Here is a 20,914-nt window from a genome sequence, read left to right as displayed (position 1 = left end):
ATCCCCCGTCTTACTCTACTAGTTGAATGCGCGCTTTCGTCGACTTCGCATAATCGGACGGGGGCATGCCAACCATCTTTTTAAAATCGCGTGAAAAATAGTGAATGCTGGTATACCCGAGCATCCCGGCGATCTCGGTCAAGTTGTAATGCTCCTCGCGGATGTACGTCTTGGCCTGCTCGATCTTCAGCACTTTGAACGTCTCCATCACGCCCATGCCGCGCTGGGATTGAAAGAGCTCTTTCATCCGGCTTTTGCCGAGATGAAACGTCTGGCACAGCGCATCCAGCGTCAGCGTCTCCGCGAGATGCGCCTGCAAATACGCCACGATGCTCGCGACGATGTCGTGCTCGGCTTTTTCTTTTTGCAGCGAGGATTGCTTGAGCCGAGCCTTGTCTTGCAACGCCGGCTGCCCCAGCCTGCGGATCAGCGTAATGAGCAGCAGCTCCAGCTGCAGCTTGATCATTTGCTCGCCGGCGAACGGCGCCGCCGGATTGCGCTCCAGCGCGTGCTCCGACGGGCTGTCGAAGGGCGGCAGAAACGCCTGGAAGCCTTCCTGCACGATCAGCGAGAGCAGATTCCGTTCGCGGTCGCCGAGCGCCACGATTTTGCGGGCAAGCCGCAGCATCGCCGGTGAATCCGAACTGAACGCAATCACGATCAGATTCGGCGGTTTGTACGAATGCTTCACATGCACCGTGTGGAACTCCTCCGGTTGGTGGACGATGAGCTGGCCTTGCTGCAGCACGTGCACCTGCTCGTCGGCGCGCACCTCGACCTCGCCTTTGTCGACGTAGAGAATTTCCCAGAAGTCGTGCTGCTCGCCCTCAAAGACGAAGCCTTTGGCATATTCAAAATAATGAAAGGAGATTAACTCCCGAATCGTAATGGATTCTTCCAGCGCAAGACGTGGAAATTGCATGCCGTCTGTCCCTTCTTAAGCGCTTGGCTGCGCCCGATGTCGTCCCTTTATTTTACCATAAGCGCTTTCGCAAAGTGCAAATTATTCGGCTGATTGGATAAATCCAAAGGGCCGGGCTCCTTTTATAATGAGGATATAGAACGGAGGAGATAAGGATGAAAAAAGGGATTAACATTTGGTCCTTTCCAGGGACGTTAAAGGTTAACGAGTGTATTGATATTGCGAAGAAGGCCGGCTTTGACGGCATTGAGCTTGCTCTGAACGAAACTGGCGAAATGAGCCTTGAAAGCAGTGAAAAGGAAGTTGCCTCTTATCGTCAGTATGCAGAAGATAAAGGCATAGAACTTAGCTCGCTCGCGAGCGGACTATACTGGTCGTATCCCCCGACGAGCAGCCAAGCGGTGACACGTCAGAAGGCCAAAGATATTGTGAAAAAGCAGCTTGAACACGCAGCCACACTGGGTGTGGATACGATTCTCGTTGTGCCTGGCGCGGTTGGCGTCGATTTTATTCCGGATTCCGAAGTGGTGCCGTACGATCAGGCTTATGACTATGCCTTGGAAGTGTTCACTGAACTGGCTGCGGAAGCGGAAGCGCATAAAGTTTCCATCGGGCTTGAAAATGTATGGAACAAATTCCTGCTCTCGCCGCTGGAGATGAGAGATTTCATTGATAAAATCGGCTCCCCGTATGTCGGCGCCTACTTCGATGTCGGCAACGTGGTGTTCTCCGGCTACCCTGAGCATTGGATTGCGATTCTCAAGGACCGCATCAAAAAAGTGCACTTCAAAGACTATCGCCGCGCGGCTGGCGGGCTGCATGGCTTCGTAGACCTACTGGCCGGTGACGTGAACTATCCGGAAGTCATGAAAGCCTTGCAAGCGATCGGCTATGACGACTATGTGATTGCCGAAATGATTCCGGGCTACACGCATCACGGCGAACAAATCATCTACAATACATCCGGGGCGATGGACGCCATTCTAGGGAGGAAGTAACTCATGTTAAAAATCGGATTAATCGGCCTTGGTTTCATGGGCAGAACGCATCTGGAAAACTACGCGCGTCTGGAAGCGGAAGGCGTCGCGATCCAAGTTGTAGCGCTGTGCGACGTAGATCCTGAGAAGCTGGAAGGCAAAGCGCAGGCGGGCAATATCGATACAGGCGATTCGGGACTTGATTTTAACCGTTATGCGAAATATACAAGCGTTGCGGAGATGTTGGAAAAAGAGCAGCTCGACATGGTCGATATTACGCTTCCGACGTTCCTGCACAAAGAGATTTCCGTGCAATGTCTAAACGCGGGCGTTCACGTGCTGTGCGAGAAGCCGATGGCGGGCTCGGTGGAAGAGTGCGAGGCAATGATCGCCGCGGCGGAAGCGAATGGCAAGCAGCTCATGATCGGACAATGTCTGCGCTTCTGGCCAGCATATGTGTACTTGAAGGACGTCATCGAAAAAGGCACGTACGGCAAGGTGACGAGCGGCTTTTTCTACCGCGGCGGCGCGACGCCGACCTGGGGACCTTGGCTGATCGACAAGTCGAAGTCCGGCGGCGCTCTGCTGGACATGCACGTGCACGACATCGATATGATCAACTGGCTGTTTGACAAGCCGGAAGCGGTGTCGACGCTGGCGCGGAATGTCGTGCCGGGCAGCGGCTATGACATCGTATCCACGAACTATTTGTACCCGGATGGCAAAGTCATCAACGCGCAAGCCGACTGGACGCTAGAAGGCGATTACGGCTTCGACATGCAGTTCCGTGTCAACTTCGAGAAGGGCAACCTGATCTTTAATGCCGACGGTCTCAAAGTGAACGAAAACGCTGGCGGCGGCTTCAAGCCGGAGATTTCACCGGAGATGGGCTACTACCTTGAACTGAAATATTTCGTCGAGACGCTGATTGCCGGCGGAACAGTCACAACGGCAACGCCTGCCTCCACGCAAGCGACGATTGAAATCGTCGTGGCGGAAATGGCCTCGGCGGACAGTAAGGGTGCATGGGTTAGCTTGAGCTAATCTGACTGTGCGAGTGAAAACTCTTAGATTATCCGAGCGATAGTCTGAGAGTTTTTTCCGTTTGTGTGAAGTTGGCGTAAATGCATTGACTGCAATCGCTTTCGTACCGTAAACTGATAGCATTTGCAACTTAGAGGTGATTTCAAGCGATGGAAGCACAAGCATCATGGAAAAAAATGAACTTATTCGCCGTCACGTGGCCGCTTCTGATCGATTCCGTTCTGCGGATGATGCTCGGAACAGCGGATGTCTTCATGCTGAGCCGCATCTCCGATGAAGTGACCGGAGCCGTCGGATTGGCGAATGAAATTATCGTCTTTTGTATTCTCTTATTCGGCTTTGTCGGGATCGGCACCTCCGTGTCCGTTGCGCAGTATTTGGGCGCGGGAAAAAAGGCGGAAGCCAGCAAAATTTCGGCGTTAGCCATTTCGATAAACGGGATTTTCGGTCTAGTGATCTCCGTCCTGTTAGTGGTGCTATCCGAGCCGCTCATGCGACTCATTCATCTGGCGCCGGAGCAGATTGAGATTGCCAAAGGCTATCTGCTGCTCGTCAGCTCTTTCATCTGGGTGGAGGCGCTGTCCAGCGCGATTGCATCGATCTTGCGCTCCAACGGGCACACCCGCGACGTCATGTTCGTGACGCTGGGCATCAACATCATTCACGTGATGGGCAATGTGCTGCTGATTTTCGGGATGTTTGGCTTCCCTGAAATGGGCGTGATGGGGGCCGCGATCTCGACGGTGGTCAGCCGGTTTATCGGTCTGCTCATTCTCATTCTGCTCCTGTACCGCAAAATTTCGGTGCCGATTCAGTGGCGCGATTATGTGCGCTTTGACCGGAAAATCGTCAAGCTGATTCTCGGCATCGGCCTGCCGGCCGCCGGGGAGCAAATTTCGTGGCAGACGCAGTATCTCGTCATTTTCGGCTTCATCAATGTCATTGGTCCGACGGCGCTTAGCGCGCATGTGTATGTGATGAACATTTCGAACTATTTTATGGCGCTCGGCATGGCGATCGGGCTTGGCACTGAAATTATTGTCGGGCACATGGTCGGTGCCCGCGCTTTCAACGAGGCGTATCACAAGCTGATTCGAAGCTTGAAAATCAGTTTCATGCTCGCGTTCGTCGTAGTGGGAATCACGGCGCTTTTCCGCAAGGAGCTGCTCGGTTTGTTTACCTCCAACCCGGATATTATCGCGCTGGGATCGAGTATTTTGCTGCTGTCGATTTTACTAGAGCCCGGGCGTACGTTTAACCTGGTTGTCATCAACTCGCTGCGCGCCGCGGGCGATGCCAGATTTCCGGTTTTGATGGGGGCTGTCTCAATGTGGGGCATCTCCGTACCGCTCGCTTACTATCTCGGCATTCACTTGGAAATGGGGCTGCTTGGCGTATGGATCGCCTTTGCCGCGGACGAGTGGACGCGGGGCGTGCTGATGTATTGGCGCTGGAAAAGCCGAGTCTGGCAGTCCAAGGCGCTTGTTAAACCGTCTGGCGAGGCCCTGGCGGGATAAATGATAAAGAAGCGCAAGTCTTTGTAAGCAAAGACTTGCGCTTCTTTGTGTGAAGAGGCGGGAATGAGTGGTGTGGCGGCTGGTGGTAATTCTATTATATGACGTCTCTCATTAAAAGATTGGATGTTTATAGAGTAGAGTTAAAAACGTGCTATTGTCCATCCGTATAAATGTGGATGGCGTCGCGCAGAAACTCCGCTGAACCTGGCTGCTTGGCGTCGTAGTACGCCTTGAAGCGCTCGTCGTCGACATACATTTGGGCAAGCCCTCTATGCGCCTCGGGCGAATACTGATCCCAGTAAAAGGTAAGCCACTGCTTGTGCAGCGCCGCGGCTTTTTGCGCGAGCTCGCTGGCAGGATCGCCGGTTTGATGGGCCTCGGCGAGCGTAGTCAGCACCTCTTCCGTCAGGCGGGTGATCTCCTCGTGCTGCTCCTGCGTCATATGTTTAACCTTCTGATTCGAGCGGTTTACCGCGTCTTCCCCGTATTTCTCACGGATTTCCTTGCCGTATTTCGCCTCGTTATCGTCGATCATCTTTTGTTTGAAGCCTTCGAATTTTTGTTTGTCGGACATGACCATTCTCCCTTCTGCTGCGGCAATCGTACGCTCCACATTGGTAATGAGGAGATCAAGCTGCCTGCGCTTGTCAAGAAGGAGCTCGCGATGGCTCTTGAGAGCAGCGGCGGGGCTGAAATCGGGCTGGTCCAGAATCGTTTTAATGTCCTCCAGACCGACGCCAAGCTCGCGGTAAAATAAAATCTGCTGCAGCCTGTCGACCTCCGCTTGCCCATAGATGCGATACCCCGAGGAATTGATTCTCGCCGGCTTGAGAAGCTCAATTCCATCGTAGTACCGCAGGGTGCGCGTGGAGATACCTGCCATTTTCCCTAGATGCTGTACAGTGTATTCCATCCTCGTCACCTCCTGACTTCTTTACTGTAAAGGTTGACGCAGCGGCAATGTCAACACCCGATTTTACTTTTGGCGCTTAGGGCGGTGGCGGAGCCAGGTGATAAGCGCAATCCCGCATATAAAAAGCAGTGCAATCGCGAAGCCTGTCCGGCTGAGCGGGTGAACCGCCGCGCCGACGATTGCGGTCAGAATGAGCAGCATACCGGCGTATCGCTTGGCGGCGCTCCAGGGTGCAGCGGGCAGCAGCTTGCCGGAGGCAGCGAGGATGAAAAGCCAGTTCACGAGCAGTGTCAGTCCGGCTGCTGTGGAGATGTACGTATAGAGCTGCTCCGGGAGCAGCAGCGCGAGCACGACGGCGGCGAGAAGCGCCAGCGCCGTGAACAGCACCGCGGCATACGGAATTTGCCGACGGCCTTTTGTTTGACGCAGGAAGACGGCCGGTGCGTCCAAGCCTTTCGCGAGGGCGACGAGAATCGCCGTCACGGCGAAGAACGAGGCCGCCAGCGTCGAGAAAGCCGCGATAATGAGAATAGCGGTAAAGATGTGCGGGACAAACGGAAGCGGATAGCCGTCTAAGGCGGTTTGGAACGGGCTTTTGGCGCTATCCAGTGCGGTGAGCGGCAGAATCGTCAGCGCGAGAAAGAGGGAGAGCACATAGAGCGCAGTCATCAGGATGAGCATGACATGGCTGGCTTTCCGCACGTCTTCCGGCTCCCGGAGCTTGGCGACGAACAGGCCGAGCATTTCCGCGCCGCCGAAGGCGTAGAACGCGTAGAGCAGGGACGACCATGCGCCGAGGAGCCCGTTCGGCAGCCAGACGGCATGCGTGAGCGGCAGCTTTGGCGCGTGCTTGCCGCCTTCGAGCCAGCCGATCACCGCGGCGCTGGCGATGAGCAGAAACATCGCGACGGCGGCGACCTTGACGAGCGCGAAAATATGCTCCGAGCGCTCGAAGGCTTGCGCGCCGAGCAGGATGACGCCGATCGCGAGCGCGGCGTAGATGATGGCGAAGACCCAGTCCGGCATCGCCGGGAGCCAGAAGCGGGTGAACAAGGACAGGGCAGCCAATTGGCTGCCCATGATCATAACTTGCGAGCCCCAGTAGAGCCAGCCGGAGCTGAAACCGGCCCATTCGCCGTAGGCGAGCCGCACATAGCTGCGGAAGGTGCCGTGCTGCGGCTGTGCGGCGGTCATGCGGAGCAGGCCGTCCAGCATGCAGTACGTGCCGAGCCCGGCGAGGAGAAAGCCGGCGAGCAGCGAAGCGCCGCCGATGGCCAGGCCGATGCCGGAACCGAGAAAGAAGCCGGTCCCGAGTGTGCAAGCGACGCCAAGCAGCGATAGCTGCCACCAGGCGAGTCCGCTTTTGATCTCATCTGCAGCTTTCATCGGTGTTGCACCCCCGTTTCCGTGAATGATACAGGGGATAGTATAGCTTGGCATTTGGTAAATTATACTGATCGGATCAGTCCAGTTCCGCATACAGCTGTCCGTTGATCTCGAGTACGGGATACGCTTGCAGGCGCGCGCTCGGCACATTGTGACAGCGCCCGGTATGGAGCTCGAACGTCCAACCGTGCAGCGGGCAGACGAGTTCTTCATCTTCGATTTCGACGGTAAATCCCGCATGCGGACACCGAGCGGACAGCAGCGTATACTGATCTTCTTCCTGAATCAGAAAGAAAACCTTGCCGCCAACTTTTACTTCGGTCGGACTTGCTGTAAACTGGTCTCGGGGACCAAGCAGGATGTTTGCCATGGGTAAATCTCCTTTTATTTGCAGGTATACCTCTAATTATAAACGAAACTTGAGCAAAGTTCTTGCTAATTTGAAATCAGATAAGGAGTCCGAACAGCATGACGAAACGAACACCATTAGCGGCAGCTTTTCATGAAGCCAAATACCAGGTGCCGGGGAACGGGCAGAGAAATGTGCAAGTGTTAAAAAATGTGCTGGAGGGACTGGACGGTTCGCTGGACAGCGATCACTACGGCACGGGAGAGCTCATCGAGCAGTTCCAGTCGGAGATGGCGGCGCTTGTGGGCAAGGAGAGCGCCGTCTTCTTCCCAAGCGGGACGATGGCGCAGCAGATTGCGCTCCGCATCTGGAGCGACGCCAAGGGGAGCAAGAAGGTGGCCTATCATCCGCTGAGCCATCTGGAAATTCACGAGCAGGACGGGCTGAAGGAGCTCCATCATCTGGAGCCGGTGCTGCTCGGAGAGGCGGATCGTCTCATCCGGCTGGACGATGTGACAGCGCTCGGTGACGATGTCGCCTGCCTGCTGCTGGAGCTGCCGCAGCGGGAAATCGGCGGAGAGCTGCCGCCGTATGACGAGCTAGAGGCGATCGCGGCTTACTGCCGCGGCAAGGGAATCAAGCTGCATCTGGACGGCGCGCGTTTGTTCGAGATTTTGCCGTACTATGGGAAGACGGCGACTGAGGTGTGCGCGCTGTTCGACAGCGTGTACTTCTCGTTCTATAAAGGCATCGGCGGCATTGCCGGGGCGATTCTGGCGGGGGACGAGTCGTTCACGACGTCGTCCAAGGTGTGGAAAAGACGGCACGGCGGCGATCTGATCGCGCTGTATCCGTATTTTTTGAGCGGCCGCTACTATATGGAGCAGCGGCTGCCCCGCATGGCTGCGTATTATGCGCAGGCGGTGGAGCTCGCAGCCATGTATAATGGCTGCGCGGGTTTGGAAACGAAACCGGCGGTGCCGGTTTCGAATATGTTTCACGTGCACGCCGTGCTGCCGGCGGAGCAGTTGGAGGAGATCCTGATCGCGCTGTACAAGGAGACAGGGATCGGGTTAACGGGCTACTTGCGGGTGACCGGCGAGTCGAGCTGTTATTTTGAAGTGAGCGTGGGCGATAGCTTAGGGCGGATTCCGCAGGCGGAGCTGGTTCGCACTTTCGAGCGGCTGGCTGCTCGGTTGTGGGAAGAGGCGTAGCCTAGCAAGGGCCCCCGATGTGATCGGGGGCTCCTTTTCATGTATGCTTAAGTTCCCCGGCAAACGTAGGCCGCTCCTAGTCACTTTCCTGCAAAATGTGCAGGGAATATCCTCTGAAAGTGGCTAAATGGCTGAGGATCATGTAAAACCTACAGTAAAAATGCGGCAATGGGTGCCTTTTCCACGAAAAATGGTGTGGAGGCGGCAATAAACCTGTAGGAAATGCAGCTTCCCTCGGGATATTCGTGTATTCTACGGATTTTGCTGTACAAAATGCAGTTTCTCCACAATGCTGGTAGTGACTTTGTATGCAGATGCCCTCTGTCTCATGAGCATGTGTGTGGGGGGGGACCGCCGCTATGCGCCGCTGAATAATGCGCGTGGTATTACTGGCGCTGGTAGGAACTGCGGCTTTCCGTCTGTGAAGGGCGGCGTGCCATTTGCGGAATCATAATTTTGTCCCCCTCCTGCTGCGAAAAACGTAAGATCGTTCCCCTCACACCGTCCGATTGTAGGTAGATGAACGCTGCCTGGAATCGGTATACTTCAAAAAGTAAGCCCTTACATTTTGCTCGGAAGCTCGGTGATTTGGCTAGTCGGATGTTCAGCTATTCGACTTTCGGCTAACGTGGGGGCTGCTAACTTTTGAATGGAGGGAACGTTAATGATCAAAAAAAGCTTCGCATCTGTGATGAGTCTGCTCCTTCTCTTGCTGCTGTTCGGCGCACTGCCGGCGTTCGCATCGAACGGTCCGATTACGTGGGGCTCGAGCGTGACGGTGACGAACATCAATACCTTCACCGATGCGGGAACGGACGCCCGCGGTCTGCATCCCGGGACGTTCGGCGCGGAATATCCGCGCATGATCAAGCTGGCGAATGGCAACTGGCTGGCGGTTGCGGCGATTTACGATAACAACGGCTATACGAAGGTGTCGTGGGGCGGTACGCGTCTGCAGGTGTTCCTGAGCACGGACAACTGCCGGACATGGTCGCTCGCGGCAACGCTGTGGGAAGACGGCCGCGATTTGGATAACGGCCAGTTTGCGCAGCTGCCGAACGGGGATATTTTGCTGGCGATGCGTTCGGTGCGCTGGCAGGAATCGTATCAGCTCAAAGTGTATAAGAGTACAAACGGCGGTTCCGCTTGGAGCTACTTGAGCACAATCGACGAGAACAATGGCTCGCCTGGTTCGTTGGGCAATCCGGACAAAGGCGTCTACGAGCCCCATATGGGCTTCCTTAATGATGGTTCGCTGGCGGTGTACTATGCCAATGAGAAGCATGTGACTGGTTCCCCGTCGTACAGCCAAATCGTGTCGGAGAAAATTTCGACGAACGGCGGCGCAAGCTGGGGCAGTGAAATTTACGTCGCCTGGGACCCGACGAACAGCGGGGCGCGTCCAGGCATGCCGGTATGGACGAAGATGTCCAACGGGCAATATATCGTGGCCTTTGAGGTGTGCGGCACGCAAAGCTGCAACATCTTTACGAAGAAGAGCAGCGACGGCAAAACGTGGTCCAGCGGCATCGGCACGCAGGTGCCGAGTCAGCAGGGCGGGCCTTACATTTTGTCTTTGAGCGACGGCCGGCTTGCGCTGATTTCGAACAGCAATGTCGTGTCGATGAGCAACAACTACGGCGCAAGCTGGTATACGAATGATGCGACGGCATTTGGCAACTCTTTATGGGGAGCGTTGTACCAAACCGGTACCAACGAGATCGCCTACATTGACTCGGTGAACCGCAGCGTGGGCGGGCACAATATTCAAGTGCGGTTTGGTTCGCTGTTGACGTCGTATTCGAACGATTTTGCAGCGAATGACAGCGGCTGGGTGCGCTATGGCGGCACTTGGGGCATCAGCGGAGGCACGTATAATGCTACGTCCTCCTCTGCGGATAAGTCGGTCCTGACGCCGTATCCGTCCAAACGGAATTTTACGCTCCAGGGCGACATCAAGCTGAATAATGCAGGTCAGGGCAGCCTGATTTTCAATGTGACGAACCCGGCGACAGGCACGGACAGCTTCACTGGCTACGGTGCAGGCATTGATTCAGGGACCGGCACCGTCTGGCTCGGCCGCTTCAACAACGGCTATACGCAGCTCAGTTCGGCCAGTATGTCGATTGCGACAGGCACGTGGTACACGATGAAGATCGTTGTGAACGAAGGCAACATTAAGGTGTATGTCGGGGATATGACGACGCCGAAAATCAACTTCACCGACACGACGTATACGAATGGCACTGTCGGCGTACGGGGAGGTTTCTCGAATAGCGTCAGCTTTGATAATGTTAGCGTGAATTAAAGTGTAACGGCCTGCCGGAGATTTCGGCGGGCTTTTTTTTGCGCCAACCATCCGTAAAATTTACAACTCCACCGTAATATTCTCCACCTCGAACCGTCCTAAGCCGCATAGAGAGCGTACGATCGTCGCCCAAAAGCAGGCTTTTTATCGGTTCAGCCCAGCCCGAAATCGCGCTAAAGTTAATACCAAGGAAGCCACACCGCTGCAAGGCAGTTTGGAAGGGCTTTCGCAAACCAACAAATTGTCAGAGAGAGGGTTGACCACCACAATGAAAAAGAAAATGGCAAGTCTGATGACGGCAAGTTTGGCGCTGGCTATGGTCGTGTCGGGGTGCTCGACGAGCACAAAAGAAAGCGGTGCCACACCAGCAGCCTCCGCTCCATCGGAGACAACCAAGGCAGCAGAAACGAAATCCGCCTCCCCGGTCGAGATTACGTTCTGGAACATGTTCGGCGGCGGCGAGGGCGACTTCGTCGACCAGATCATCAAAGGCTTCAACGATTCGCAGAAGGAAGTTACCGTGAAGCAGCTGCGCCTTGAATCCAATGAGTACTACGCGAAATTGAGCACAGCGCTTTCCTCCTCGAAAGGCCCGGACGTGGCCGTGGCGCACGTGGATCGCATTTCGCCTTTCGTGAAAGCGAAGCAGATCGTGCCGATCGACCAGCTCGCGAGCAAGGTTGGTTTTGACCTGAAGCAGATTACCGACTCCAACCTGAAGAGTGTGACGTACGATGGCAAACCGTATGCGGTGCCGCTCGATACGCACTTCCACATGTTCTACTACAACAAGGATTTGTTGAAAAAAGCGGATCTGCTGAACGCTGACGGCACGCCGAACCTAGGTGAGCTCTCGCCGGAAGGCTTTAAGAAAACACTCTCGCAGATCAAAGCGAAGGTGCCGGATGTGCAGCCGTTGGCTGTGAATACGCCGTACTTCCAGGAACCGTTCCTGAACCTCTACTACGAAGCGGGCGGCGACCTCTTGAACGCGGATATGAATAAAGCAGCGATCAATAACGAGAAAGCGCTCTCCGTTCTGAAATTTTACATGGATCTCTATAACAATAAATACAGCGATCTGAACGACAAAACGCCGTGGGATTCGTTCAACAACGGCAAAGCCGCATTCTGGTTCGGCGGCGTATGGGAAGCCGGGCTGTTGCTCGGCGACAAGACCAAGAACATCGGCGCGATGCCGCTGCCGGCGATTTTCGGCTCGCAGACACATTGGGCCAGCTCGCACTTGCTCGTTGTGCCGTCCTACGTTTCGGCTGAGAAGCAAGAAGCGTCCGCGAAGTTCATGAAATACTTCTCCGAAGTTGGCGGCCAGACATGGGGCCAAGCGGGGCACGTGCCGGCGAACAGCAAAGTGACGGCAAGCGCGGAATACAACAAGCTGCCGTACCGCAATTTCTTTATCGAAGCACAGAAAACCGTCAAATTCGCACCAAAAACCGATAAATACACAACGATCATCACGACGGTGTCCGAGTCGCTGCAAAACATTATTTTCGGCAAACAATCCCCGGAAGACGGCCTGAAAAGCCTGGAGAAACAAATCAACGAAGTATTGGCCAACTAACGCTGCACACAGACAAGGAGGGGCTTTCGGGCGGCTGCCCGCAGGTCCCTCTGCTAGATAGAAGCAAGGGAGAGTAACCTACCCATGGAGACGAAACTGAACGAGCACTTCCAGGCAGACAGCCGCACAACACAGCGTGCCTCGAAACCGCTTCGCTTTTTTCAAGAAATGAATGCGCTTGTTTATCTGCTGCCTTTTCTACTGCCATTTGCCGTATTTTACTTGTGGCCTGTCGGCCGTGGCGCCTGGATGAGCCTGCATGTTTGGGGCATTCAAGGGATGCAAAGGTTTGTAGGGCTGGCGAATTACCGAAAAATTTTTACCACATCCGATTTTTACTTGTACGTCTGGCATTCCTTCTATTTCGTTCTATTGTGTGCGCCGACGGTCATTATTTTGGGCCTGCTGCTCGCGCTGCTCATCAATCAGAAGCTCTGGTTCCGGACACTGATCCGATCGGTTTTCTTTTTGCCTTATGTGCTGTCGGTCTCGGTAATCAGCTTTATCTGGCTGCGCTTGTTTGATTCAAAATATGGACCGATTAACGCCTTTCTGAAGCTGATCGGGCTTCACGGGGATATCAACTGGCTGACGAATTCCCACTATGCCTGGTGGGCGCTTACGATTACGACGGACTGGTGGACGGTAGGGTTTGTGATGGTGCTGTTCCTGGCCGGCTTGCAAGAAATTCCGAGAGATCATTATGAAGCTGCGACAATCGATGGGGCTGACAGCTGGCAGCAGTTCCTGCACATTACGCTCCCCGGTTTGTCGAGGGTGATGCATATACAGATTTTTTACCAGATTATTGCGTGTTTGAAGCTGTTCGGGCAAGTGCAGATCATGACGGGCGGCGGTCCGGGGGATTCGACGAATACGATGATACGCTACATTTATGTGACAGGATTTAAAAAGGATATGTTCGGCCTGGCCTCGGCGCAGTCGATCGTCTTTTGCGGCTTGATGCTGCTGATCGCCCTTATTCAGTTTAAATTATCGAGCCGCTCGGATGGCTGACGGCAGCGGAGGTTGACTATGAAACGAATGGCTATGCAAGTGCTGGCGATCGTGCTGGCCTTATTATTTATTTTCCCGCTGATCTGGATGATCATCGTTTCGCTGAAGCCGGATGGCGTGAACGTCTATACGCTTGCGGATTGGCTGCGGTTATCTGATCTTCATTTCGATCATTACCGCAAGGTGATTAAGGATTCCCAGATTCTAAGATGGACGTGGAACAGCGCGGTGATCGGCGTGTTGACAACGGTCCTCTCTCTTCTGTTCAGCTCCTTGGCGGCGTTTGCGTTCTCGAAGCTGCCTTTTCGTTCCAAAGGCTTTTTCTACATCCTGATCGTCTCCGGCCTGCTCATTCCGACGGAAGCAATTCTCATTCCGCTGTATGAAACGACGCTTCATTTGAAGCTGATCGATAACATTTGGGCGATCATTTTACCGGGCCTTACGAATCCGCTGGGCATTCTGCTGCTGAAGCAGTTCATGGACGGTGTGCCCAAGGATTACATCGAAGCGGCTCAAATGGACGGCTGCCGCAACCTCGGCTTGTGGGCGAGAATCTGCTTGCCGCTGACCCGATCGGCAATGATTTCCGTTGGCATTTTCTATTTTATTATTTCGTGGAACAACTTCCTGTGGCCGTACTTGTCCATTACTTCGCAGGAGAATATGATTCTTTCGGCAGGACTCCCTACCTTTTTGTCGAATAATACGATGTCCTTGAATCTCATTATGGCAGCCAGCAGTATTGCGGCGATTCCGACGATTCTGGTGTTTGCGGTTCTGCAGCGGCATATTGTGCAGGGCGTGGCCATGTCCGGGATTAAAGGATGAGGCAGGATTATCCCTAAAAATGAGAGAAGGGCGGCGCAAGACGATGCATCTCACACCTGAACCTGCGCGCCCCTCCCGCTGGAAACCGCTAAGAAATCCGCTATCAACGCTGACAAGCTCCATCCGGGTCAAATGGATGCTGCTTTTATTTCTATTTTCGCTGACTCCGCTGCTGGCTTTGGGGTTTATTTCGTTTTCGATTTCGAAGTCGACGATGAATACCAAAGTGACGGAGTACTCTGAGCAGCTGCTCAAGCAAACGGCAGAGAATGTGGATACCCGCCTGGGTATTTATAAAGACATGATGATGCAAGTCGTGGGCAATAACGACATTGTCTCGATGCTCCGTACGATGGACCGAACCGATGGGGAACAGTACGATCTTGACAGTCTGTCACTGACGACGAAGCTGTCGACCATTATTGCGATCAATCAGGATTTGCAGTCGATTTCATTTATTTCGAATCAGCATTATATCAAAGGGATTTATCGCTGGAAAGATCGCAGCAAGATGACGGTTGCGCCGTTTCTGCAAACGCTGGATGACGGGAGCAATTTCCGTTGGTTTTCCACCCGGCTCGGCACATATGTCGACAGTCTGAATGCACAGACGGTGCCGGTCTTTTCGCTGGCGAAGCAGATTTACAAAATGTCGGATGACAGTCCCGTGGGGATCGTGGCCGTTTTGGATATTCGCGAGGATGTGCTGAAAGAAATCGGTTCGCGTACGACGAAAAGCCAGATGGATATTCAGAGCTTTGTCATCGACGGCAAGGGGCAGATGATTTCGTATCCGGACAACAGCATGCTCGGCAAAAGTGTAAAAGAAGTGCTCGGCGAGGACGGTTTCGAAGCGCTGATGGGCTCTGATGTCGGCGAGCGCGGCTTTCCGCTGAAATATCAAGGGCAGAAGCTGATTGTCAATTCAAAAAAGCTGCATACGAACGACTGGATCGTCGTGAATGTGATCTCGGAGTCCTCGCTCTATAAGGATTCAAACCGGCTGCTGCAGATTTTGATGATCATCGCGCTTATCTGCATTCTGTTCTCTGTGTTGACAGCCTTTCTGCTGGCGGGGTCGATCTCAAAGCCGATTCTGCGCATGATCAAGCTGATGCGGCAGGTAATGTCCGGCGATTTGACCGTCCGTTTCAAAGCGAAGCGGAGGCATGACGAATTCGACGTCCTTGGCGAAAATTTCAATTACATGGTGAGCCGAATTGATGAGCTGCTGGCCGCCGTCTATGAAGAGCAGAACCAGAAGCGGGTGGCTGAGCTGAAAGCGCTTCAGGCGCAGATCAACCCGCATTTTCTCTATAACACGCTGGATGTGATCAAGTGGACGGCGCTGCTGCAAAAAGCGAATAACGCCGCCGAAATGGTCAGCCTGCTCTCAAGGCTGCTGCGGATTTCGCTTGGCAAGGGTGAGGAAACGGTCACCGTTGAGGAGGAAATTGAGCATGTGCAGTGCTATCTCGGCATTCAGAAGTTCCGGTTTAATTTTGCCATTGAGACGGTTGTCGAGCTTGAAGATGACGTGCGGGCGCTGCGGACGCCGAAGCTGATTTTGCAGCCGATCGTGGAAAATGCGATCAAGCATGCGTTCCCTGACCAGGAAGCGGGCGGCGAAATTCGGATTCGCTGCTATCGCAGCGGGGGCGGCGTAACGTTCGAGATCAGAGATAACGGCTGCGGCATGGAGCCTGCGCAGGTAGCGAGCTTGAACCGGTTTGAAATGAGCGGGGAACGAGCGGGCGGAATTGGCCTCCCGAACGTCGATGAGCGGATTAAGCTGATCTGCGGCAAAATGTACGGACTCAACATTCAGAGCGAAACGGGAGCCGGCACGTGTATACGGATTCGGCTTCCGGAAATGAAGTAGGTGAAACAGATGCATCGCGTAATACTCGTGGAAGACGAATATATCGTCCGGTTCGGCATCAAGTCGATGATCGACTGGGAAAAGCTTGGCCTGACCGTGTCTGGGGAGGCGTCCAACGGTGTTGAAGCGTTGGCGCTGATTCAGGAGAATCCGCCGGATATTCTCATCACGGACATTAAAATGCCGCAGATGGACGGCATCACGCTCATTTCCGAAATACGCAAGGTGAGCCCTCGCATGAAGATCGTCATCCTGAGCAATCTGGAGGATTTTCAATATGCCAAAGAAGCGATACGGCAGGGGGTATCGGATTATGTGATCAAATCGGATATGATGCCGCGCGATTTTGAGAGTATGCTTGTGAAGGTGAAGGCTTCGATTGCAGATGTGGCGCACGCTGGCGGGGAGCATCCGCATGCGGTTGTAGAGCCGCTCCTCAGGGAGAAGCTGCTGCTTGAGCTGATCGAAAGCGGCGAGCGCAGCGCGGAAAGCCGTGGGGCGCTCGCCGGCAAAGCGGCGCATACGGCGCTGAGGGCTCCGCTTTGTCTGCTGCACGTGAGCAAGCAAGCCGGGGAGCCGGGTGTTCGCCATGGCGGCGAATCCGTTATTCGCCAAGCACTGGCTGAGGTGCTTCCGTCATATACGGAAGTGCAAGCGGAGGTGTTCGCCGACCGTCTGGGCGAAGTGAATGTGGTGCTCGGCGGCAAGGAGGCCGGTAAGCCGGAATTGCCGGAGCTGGCGTGGCAGCTGGGCGAAGCGCTGCTGGTGAGGCTTCGAGTGGCCTGCACGCTAACCGCAACGGTCGGCATTTCCCGCAGCGTGCCCGGTTGGGCGGAGCTGCCTCAGGCGTATGAGCAGGCCGTTGCGGCTGCGAAATACCGCATGTTTATCGGCGAAGGCATCGTCATCCGCTATGGCGTGGATTATGTGGGCGCGCGGTCGGCGGGAAGCGAGATGATCAAGATCAGCCCGCAGCAGATTCACTCCATGGTCTATGCTGCGCAAGGGAAAGAGCTGCGGGGGTATTTGGCGTCGATTTTCAGCGAGATGGCACTGCGCCAGGACTACGAGCTTGTGCAAATCGTCTCGCTCGAGCTGCTGATTCAGCTCACGACGCTGTGGTCGGATATCGCGAGCGATCCGGAAAGCGTGATGGGGCTGAAGAAGCAATACTACGAGCAGCTTGCCAAGCTGGAGACGCTTGAACAGAGCAAAGCTTGGTTCATGCAGGCCTACGAGTCGCTGATTCAGCACATGATCGGCGTTTACAGCAATGACCGAACGAGCATCCTCAAAGCGGTTCAGTATATGCAGATGAACTACCAGCAGGAAATGTCGCTGCAAGCGATCTCCAATCTGGTGCATCTCAGCAAAAATTATTTTGCCAATCTGTTCAAGAAGGAAATGGGTGAGAGCTTTCTGGAGCATCTGACCCGCATCCGGATCGAGAAGGCGAAGACACTGCTGACCAGCGAGCTGAAAACGGCGGACATCGGACATTTGGTCGGCATTCCGGATCCGAAATATTTTTCCAAAGTGTTCAAGAAGATTACCGGCGTTTCGCCGTCCGAGTATCGGGCGCGCGCCAGGGAGGAAGCGTGAGTTAGGCGAAGCCGCTTCAGATCAGATCGGGTAAGGGCGGCTTACGCCTACTGGTGAGTGCAAGCGCTTCCGGAATTGAGCGCAGAGGGAAGGAAGGATGTTCTTGTTCACATGTCGGAAAGTTTGGTGTCTGATAGCGGTGCTGTTGGTCGCTGTGTTAGGCGCAGGCTGCCAGGAGAGCGCTTCGTCAGGGAACGCCGGCGGTCAGGGGAGCTCGGCGGGCCCGGAGCAGACTGTGGAGCTTAGCTTCTGGAATCCGTTCGGCGGCGGCGAGGGGGATTATGTGGAGCGCATCGTCCATGATTTCAACGCTTCGCAGAAAGGGATTGCTGTGCGGCCGCTGCGCCTGGAGTCCAACGAGTACTATGTCAAGCTGAGCACGGCGCTCTCCTCGGGTAAGGGACCGGACATCGCGGTCGTTCATGCGGACCGTTTGTCGCCGTTCGTGAAGGCGAAGCAGATCATTCCGCTCGATGGCTTGGCGCAGGAGGCGGGATTTGATTATCAGGAGGTGGACGAGCGCAATGTCAGCGCAGTGACGTTTGGCATGAAGCTGTATGCGGTGCCGCTCGATACCCATTTTCACATGCTGTATTTCAATAAAACGATTCTCCGGCAGGCGGGCCTGCTGAACGGGGATGAGACGCCGAAGCTTGGGGAGCTGACGCCGGAAGGTTTCACGCAGATGCTGCAGCAGATTCGCAAGGCTGTGCCAGGGACGGAGCCATTTGCGGTGAACACGCCGTATTTCCAAGAGCCATTTCTCAATATGTATTATGAGGCAGGCGGCGAGCTGTTAAGCCCGGATGGAAAGCAGGCGGCTGTTCATAATGACAAGGCGGTTCGCGTGCTCCAGTTTTATCAGCGACTCTATGCAGACGGTCTGGCGGACGTGAACGACAAGACGCCGTGGGATACGTTCCATAACGGGCGTGCGGCTTTCTGGCTTGGCGGCGTGTGGGAAGCCGGCTATCATTTGAACGGGGCTTCGGACCGTTTCGGCATTATGGCGATTCCGCCGCTCTTCGGCAGCTCGGCGCAGTGGGGCAGCTCGCATACGCTGGTCGTGCCTTCTTATGTTTCCAGGGAGAAGCAGCAGGCGGCGATGACGTTCATGGCGTACTTCTCACGGGTCGGCAGCAAGCTGTGGGGCGAGGCCGGGCATGTGCCGGCGAACCGTGCTGCTGTGGAAAGCGAGGCGTATCAGGCGCTGCCGTACCGGAAGCTGTTTATCGAGGCGGCGAAGCATCAGGTCAAATTCGCCCCGCAAACCGATAAGTATTCGACGTTGTTTACGACGCTCTCGGAGGAGCTGCAGAGCATCGTGCTCGGCGGCACGGACCCAGAGGAAGGGCTTGCGGCGCTTGAAAAGAAAATGAATGCGATTCTGACGAATTGACGCCATCAAGCTTTTTATCGCCGAATTAGAACTTACATACTCCCCTATGCTAAAATAACAATGGTTAAAAACCCATTCAAGCAGACGAAGGAGCGGTGTACGTTGGACATTATTTTTCATGGACAAAGCTGTGTAGAAATTCGTTTCGAGGAACATACGATCATCATCGACCCTTTTTTGACCCATAATCCGCAAGCGGTTGTGAAGGCGGAAGACATAAAGGCCGACTACGTGCTCGTGACGCACGGGCATGGGGATCACCTCGGCGATACCCTTCCGATTGCGGAGCGCAACGGGGCGACGATCATTGCGCCGAACGACCTCGGTCGCTATCTCAGCTTCAAGGGGGCCGCTACGCATGGTATGGGAATTGGCGGAGCGTATCAGTTCCCGTTCGGTCGCGTAAAGCTGACGCTCGCCTTGCATGATTCTTCGTTCAGCGAGCCGGGTACCAAGGAAAATATTTACACAGGGATGGCAAACGGGTTCTTGATCACGGCAGAGGGCAAAACCATCTATCACGCCGGTGACACCGGGCTGTTCGGGGATATGAAGCTGATTGGGGAGCTGAACGATATCGATCTGGCGTTCCTACCGATTGGGGATAATTACACGATGGGGCCGGACGATGCGGTGATTGCCGCGAAAATGCTGAAAGCCAAATGCATCGTGCCGATGCATTACAATACGTTCCCGGTCATCGCCCAGGACCCGGAAGCGTTCGTCTCCCGCCTCGCCGCGGAAGAGATCAAAGGCCTTGTCATGGCGCCGGGGCACATGATCACTTTGTAAGCCGCGTTAATATGCAAACCATCGATGTGGGATGTCGATGGTTTTTTGCGACGCGTTGGGACAACGCTTGGCCCCGGGTGAGTACTCGGGCGCTGCCCGCAAGCCTTTGCGATCCGCCGGGAAGGCCGCCGGCTCACTTCTCCTCGGGTTCCAGCTTCGCGGCGGATTGCCGTTCTTTCCAGAAAAGAACGGTGAGCATGCGCTCGATCCATTCCTTATCTTCGGCACCCAGCACCATGCCGTCAAAGATCAGCTCATTCTCCCGGAGAAATCTCCGCAAGTTGACCGGGACGCCTGGTTCGTAAACCTTGTCCGAGGACGGCGCCTCCAGGTAGCCCGCAATGTCCATGAGCTCGGTGTAAGCGATGTTCAATCCTTCGGACAGCTTCATCAGCACGTCCGGTGAAGGGACGCCGCGGTTGCCATTCTCAAGCTGCGAGATATAGCCGGCGGAGACGCCGGAGCGATCCGCCAGCTCGCGGATCGTGAATCCTTTTAGCTTGCGGATGTCGCGTAATTTATAGTAAAAGTCCAAACACGGTCACCCTCCAAAAGTTAACAATAGTAAACATGTTCATAGTAGCAGGTTGTGGGAGGAAATACAATGTTTGTGTGGAGACCCTACCTAACGGTGGTGGAAGAAAGGAAAAGTTGGTTCGGACTTATGTTTACAAAAGTAAATAAAATGTGTTGCAAAAGATAACTAAATTGGGTATACTGGAAAAAGTTAGAGGGAGGTTATCGATATTAGAATAAAAATAATAGCTGGTGGTCTGGGTAAATAAAGTTCGTTAGTCGTTTTTACAACAGTAAACATAACAAAATTAGTGTCAGTATCAGATTAAATCGCGGTTGTTGGGGAGGTTTCCGGTATTAGAATAAAAATAACAGCTAAATCTGAAGCTTTTATAAAAGCTCGGATTACTAAAGGCTTTTCGCAACGGGAGCTTGCGCGGCACTCGGGATTTAGTCATGCATATATATCACTATTGGAACGTTCTATAAAGAATGTTGGGCCTTCCACCGCGAAGAAATTGAGCGAATTGCTTGAGAAGGAAGTTGAGGAGTTGTTTGAGATTCAAATTGCTTAAACTTGAGTTTATTAATAAACAATGAGTTTTACGAGTTTTATTTATGTACTATACGGGGTCAATCAACTCGAGCATAAAGTTATTA

General features: G+C 54.3%; 18 protein-coding genes. 13 read left to right on the top strand and 5 right to left on the bottom strand.

What is annotated here, in order from left to right; all coding sequences use genetic code 11:
* Positions 1-10: 10 nt before the first annotated feature.
* The gene (locus ABE504_RS30470) at positions 11-922 is read right to left on the bottom strand and encodes an AraC family transcriptional regulator (RefSeq protein WP_430096252.1); all 912 of its coding nucleotides are present in this window, start codon (positions 920-922) and stop codon (positions 11-13) included.
* A 155-nt stretch (positions 923-1,077) separates the two neighbouring features.
* Here ABE504_RS30470 and ABE504_RS30465 point away from each other — a divergent pair, with 155 nt between their 5' ends.
* From ABE504_RS30465 to ABE504_RS30455, 3 genes are all read left to right on the top strand, one after another.
* Entirely contained in the window at positions 1,078-1,920 is an 843-nt protein-coding gene (locus ABE504_RS30465) for a sugar phosphate isomerase/epimerase family protein (RefSeq protein ID WP_430096250.1), read from the top strand.
* A 3-nt stretch (positions 1,921-1,923) separates the two neighbouring features.
* Positions 1,924-2,943 carry a Gfo/Idh/MocA family protein gene (locus ABE504_RS30460; RefSeq protein WP_430096249.1) on the top strand — a complete coding sequence of 340 codons (1,020 nt, stop codon included), beginning with the start codon at positions 1,924-1,926 and terminating at the stop codon, positions 2,941-2,943.
* Between the two features lie 149 nt (positions 2,944-3,092).
* A complete protein-coding gene (locus tag ABE504_RS30455; RefSeq protein ID WP_430096248.1) occupies positions 3,093-4,460 on the top strand; it encodes an MATE family efflux transporter in 1,368 nt (455 codons plus the stop codon).
* A gap of 151 nt (positions 4,461-4,611) precedes the next feature.
* Here the strand turns inward: ABE504_RS30455 and ABE504_RS30450 are convergent, their stop codons facing one another.
* The 3 genes from ABE504_RS30450 to ABE504_RS30440 form a co-directional block, all read right to left on the bottom strand.
* Positions 4,612-5,373, bottom strand: coding sequence for a MerR family transcriptional regulator (locus ABE504_RS30450; RefSeq protein WP_430096246.1), 762 nt, complete (start codon positions 5,371-5,373; stop codon positions 4,612-4,614).
* A gap of 63 nt (positions 5,374-5,436) precedes the next feature.
* A complete protein-coding gene (locus tag ABE504_RS30445) occupies positions 5,437-6,813 on the bottom strand; it encodes an amino acid permease (RefSeq protein WP_430096244.1) in 1,377 nt (458 codons plus the stop codon).
* A 22-nt stretch (positions 6,814-6,835) separates the two neighbouring features.
* Positions 6,836-7,129: a Rieske (2Fe-2S) protein gene (locus ABE504_RS30440; protein WP_430096242.1), complete on the bottom strand. Its 294-nt coding sequence runs from the start codon at positions 7,127-7,129 to the stop codon at positions 6,836-6,838.
* A 98-nt stretch (positions 7,130-7,227) separates the two neighbouring features.
* Between ABE504_RS30440 and ABE504_RS30435 the strand changes: the two genes are divergently transcribed.
* From ABE504_RS30435 to ABE504_RS30395, 9 genes are all read left to right on the top strand, one after another.
* Positions 7,228-8,322, top strand: a complete 1,095-nt coding sequence (locus ABE504_RS30435) for a threonine aldolase family protein (RefSeq protein ID WP_430096241.1) — start codon at positions 7,228-7,230, stop codon at positions 8,320-8,322.
* Positions 8,323-8,986: 664 nt separating this feature from the next.
* Positions 8,987-10,630, top strand: a complete 1,644-nt coding sequence (locus ABE504_RS30430; protein ID WP_430096239.1) for a family 16 glycoside hydrolase — start codon at positions 8,987-8,989, stop codon at positions 10,628-10,630.
* A gap of 268 nt (positions 10,631-10,898) precedes the next feature.
* The gene (locus ABE504_RS30425) at positions 10,899-12,215 is read left to right on the top strand and encodes an ABC transporter substrate-binding protein (RefSeq protein WP_430096237.1); all 1,317 of its coding nucleotides are present in this window, start codon (positions 10,899-10,901) and stop codon (positions 12,213-12,215) included.
* Positions 12,216-12,299: 84 nt separating this feature from the next.
* Positions 12,300-13,232, top strand: coding sequence for a carbohydrate ABC transporter permease (locus tag ABE504_RS30420; RefSeq protein WP_430096235.1), 933 nt, complete (start codon positions 12,300-12,302; stop codon positions 13,230-13,232).
* A gap of 18 nt (positions 13,233-13,250) precedes the next feature.
* Complete coding sequence (locus tag ABE504_RS30415; protein ID WP_430096233.1) at positions 13,251-14,063, top strand: carbohydrate ABC transporter permease; 813 nt, start codon at positions 13,251-13,253, stop codon at positions 14,061-14,063.
* Positions 14,064-14,082: 19 nt separating this feature from the next.
* Positions 14,083-15,945, top strand: a complete 1,863-nt coding sequence (locus ABE504_RS30410; protein ID WP_430096232.1) for a sensor histidine kinase — start codon at positions 14,083-14,085, stop codon at positions 15,943-15,945.
* 9 nt (positions 15,946-15,954) lie between these two features.
* The gene (locus tag ABE504_RS30405) at positions 15,955-17,547 is read left to right on the top strand and encodes a response regulator (protein WP_430096230.1); all 1,593 of its coding nucleotides are present in this window, start codon (positions 15,955-15,957) and stop codon (positions 17,545-17,547) included.
* A gap of 103 nt (positions 17,548-17,650) precedes the next feature.
* Complete coding sequence (locus tag ABE504_RS30400; protein ID WP_430096229.1) at positions 17,651-18,946, top strand: ABC transporter substrate-binding protein; 1,296 nt, start codon at positions 17,651-17,653, stop codon at positions 18,944-18,946.
* A 102-nt stretch (positions 18,947-19,048) separates the two neighbouring features.
* Entirely contained in the window at positions 19,049-19,738 is a 690-nt protein-coding gene (locus ABE504_RS30395) for a metal-dependent hydrolase (RefSeq protein ID WP_430096227.1), read from the top strand.
* Between the two features lie 133 nt (positions 19,739-19,871).
* Here the strand turns inward: ABE504_RS30395 and ABE504_RS30390 are convergent, their stop codons facing one another.
* Positions 19,872-20,273, bottom strand: a complete 402-nt coding sequence (locus ABE504_RS30390; RefSeq protein ID WP_430096225.1) for a helix-turn-helix domain-containing protein — start codon at positions 20,271-20,273, stop codon at positions 19,872-19,874.
* 310 nt (positions 20,274-20,583) lie between these two features.
* On the opposite strand from ABE504_RS30390, the gene ABE504_RS30385 reads away from it, so the two are divergent.
* Positions 20,584-20,829 (top strand): helix-turn-helix domain-containing protein, encoded by a 246-nt coding sequence (locus ABE504_RS30385; protein WP_430096261.1) that lies wholly within the window; start codon positions 20,584-20,586, stop codon positions 20,827-20,829.
* The last annotated feature ends 85 nt before the right edge of the window (positions 20,830-20,914 follow it).

The organism is Paenibacillus oryzisoli, from assembly GCF_050467285.1.
Classification (GTDB): Bacteria; Bacillota; Bacilli; order Paenibacillales; family NBRC-103111; genus Paenibacillus_E; species Paenibacillus_E oryzisoli_A.
Note: the sequence above shows the minus strand (reverse complement) of the source record. Positions and strands in the feature narration are given on the sequence as shown.